This window comes from Microcoleus sp. D2_18a_D3 (assembly GCF_036702455.1).
GTDB lineage: Bacteria > Cyanobacteriota > Cyanobacteriia > Cyanobacteriales > Microcoleaceae > Microcoleus.
Map to the genome: position 1 here is coordinate 1 of NZ_JAUBTK010000122.1, position 1,900 is coordinate 1,900.

General features: G+C 49.8%; 2 protein-coding genes. Both read left to right on the plus strand.

The annotated features are described in order from the left end of the window. Positions 1-137 precede the first annotated feature (137 nt). Positions 138-1,394, plus strand: a complete 1,257-nt coding sequence (locus tag QUB06_RS31975; protein ID WP_333438708.1) for a cadherin-like domain-containing protein — start codon at positions 138-140, stop codon at positions 1,392-1,394. Positions 1,395-1,567: 173 nt separating this feature from the next. Next, positions 1,568-1,900 (plus strand): hypothetical protein (locus QUB06_RS31980; RefSeq protein ID WP_333438702.1); only part of this gene is annotated, 333 nt, incomplete at its 3' end.

Here is a 1,900-nt window from a genome sequence, read left to right on the forward strand (position 1 = left end):
AGCTTATAGTATCAAGGGACTCGCGAGTTCATTCATCTTTCTAAATCCTGTTTTCTTACTTTTTCAGCAAGCCCTAACTACCTAAGTAGCTAGGCTAACCGTCCCGCAAGCTTTTCAGCTTACTTTAGGTCAAACGAATCGCACAAGCATTTACAAAATATTCAGGGCTAACTTTTCAAGTTTACAAAACTAAACCAACAGACAGTCTGCCAATAGTAAATCCCGACACCTACAGCGTCCTGCACGACAAAGTGCTCAGCGTAGCAGTTCCAGGAGTTTTAGGCAACGACTCCGACATCGACTTAGATGTGCTGGTTCCCGTCGTAGTTACAGGCCCAAGCAACGGTACGATCGCGTTTAATCCCCTCGGTGACTTCACTTATACTCCTCAAGCTGGCTTTGTAGGGACTGATACCTTCACTTACAGCGTTAGCGACGGGGCTGCGACTGTCCCCGCGACGGTGAGTATCAACGTTACCAACAGTCTGCCAATAGTAAATCCCGACACCTACAGCGTCCTGCACGACAAAGTGCTCAGCGTAGCAGTTCCAGGAGTTTTAGGCAACGACTCCGACATCGACTTAGATGTGCTGGTTCCCGTCGTAGTTACAGGCCCAAGCAACGGTACGATCGCGTTTAATCCCCTCGGTGACTTCACTTATACTCCTAACGCTGGCTTTGTAGGGACTGATACCTTCACCTACAGCGTTAGCGACGGGGCTGCGACTGTCCCGGCTACGGTGAGTATCAACGTTACCAACAATCCGCCGCAGCCGCAGCCGGATACCTATAGCACCAGTGCCGGAAAAGCCCTCAGCGTAACAGTGCCGGGAGTTTTAGCCAACGACTCCGACGTAGATTTAGACACGCTGACTGCTGCGGTGGCCGCAAATCCGACGCAAGGGTCGATCGCCCTCAACAAAGACGGTTCTTTCACTTATACTCCTAACGCTGGCTTTTCTGGAACAGACACATTTACCTACACAGTCAGCGACGGAATAGTTAGCTCGGAACCGGCTACCATGACTGTAAACGTCAACAATAACCCGCCTGTAGCCAATTCTGACAGCTATACTACTGCTTTTAATACGAGTCTCAACGTGACAGGTTTGGGAGTCTTAATCAACGATACAGACCCGGAAAATGACCCGCTGACGGCGATTCTGGTGACAAATCCGGCTACAGGGTCGATCGCCCTCAACGCTAACGGTTCTTTCACCTATACTCCGAATCCTGGTTTTGCAGGGACAGACTCTTTTACCTACAAGGCTAATGATGGGAAAGCTGATTCTGCGATCGTCACGGCAAGCATTATTAGACCTCTTGCAAAAAAAATATGTGTTATACTTAAAACTTTTCTCAAGTTTAGGTCAAACTTTGAATTATTGGGTTGATTGGCATCTCCTTAAACTTGCCCAGCCTGCTAGATTTAAAAATTGTCTAAACTTTCTATTATAGCACAAAATTATTTTGCAAGAGGTCTATTGTAAATAACCCTCCGACTCCGACTCCGACTCCGACTCCGACTCCGACTCCGACTCCTACTCCTACTCCGACTCCTACTCCCATGGAAACTCCTACTCCGACTCCAACTCCCACGGAAACTGCCACGGAAACTGCCACGGAAACTCCCACGGAAACTCCCACGGAAACTGCCACGGAAACTCCCACGGAAACTCCCACGGAAACTCCAAAGGAAACTCCCACGGAAACTGCCACGGAAACTCCCACGGAAACTCCCACGGAAACTGCCACGGAAACTGCCACGGAAACTCCCACGGAAACTGCCAAGGAAACTGCCACGGAAACTGCCACGGAAACTCCCACGGAAACTCCCACGGAAACTCCCACGGAAACTCCCACGGAAACTCCCACGGAAACTCCCACGGAAACTCCCACG